Source organism: Enterococcus sp. HMSC072F02 (genome assembly GCF_001837725.1).
Taxonomy (GTDB): domain Bacteria; phylum Bacillota; class Bacilli; order Lactobacillales; family Enterococcaceae; genus Enterococcus_B; species Enterococcus_B lactis.
In genome coordinates, this window is sequence record NZ_KV833913.1 from 1 (window position 1) to 507 (window position 507).

Below are 507 nucleotides of genomic sequence, written 5' to 3' on the forward strand. Positions count from 1 at the left end.
TTTTCTAACTTAATTTTACAATTCGCGTTATTAAAAAATGGAGCGCCCGTTGATATTGCTACTTTAGAAAATGCTAAAGAAGTATTTGGAGAAAGTAATATTTTCAGCACTACTATCAAAAATATGGAACGGTTAAAAAGATATGATTTAACTGGTATTACAGACGAAGACATGCACGATAAAAAAGTTCATAACGTATGCTTAGTCGATTCATTAACTGACGAACAACAACATACTTTTAAAAATCAATTTGAAGTTCTAAGAAAACGAACTATGGAAAGAGAAAAGTAAATGTAAAAGATAAATATGATAATTTCTCTTTTATCATATTTACCTTTTTTTATAACTTTTTATATAATATTCATAAGAAATCAAATTTAGATAGTAAATTAACTAATAATTACACACACACAATTTTTTAAGGTCTTAAAACCATCATATATGCAAAAGAAGCTAACCTTTATTACTAAATTAGACCCGTGGTGCTAGTTAATTTTTTCCTAGAGG

The 507-nt window shown here is 26.6% G+C and carries 1 protein-coding gene; it reads left to right on the plus strand.

Annotated elements, in window-relative coordinates:
* A partial coding sequence (locus HMPREF2731_RS02680) for a hypothetical protein (RefSeq protein WP_070872270.1) occupies positions 1-291 on the plus strand: 291 nt, incomplete at its 5' end.
* Between the last annotated feature and the right edge of the window lie 216 nt (positions 292-507).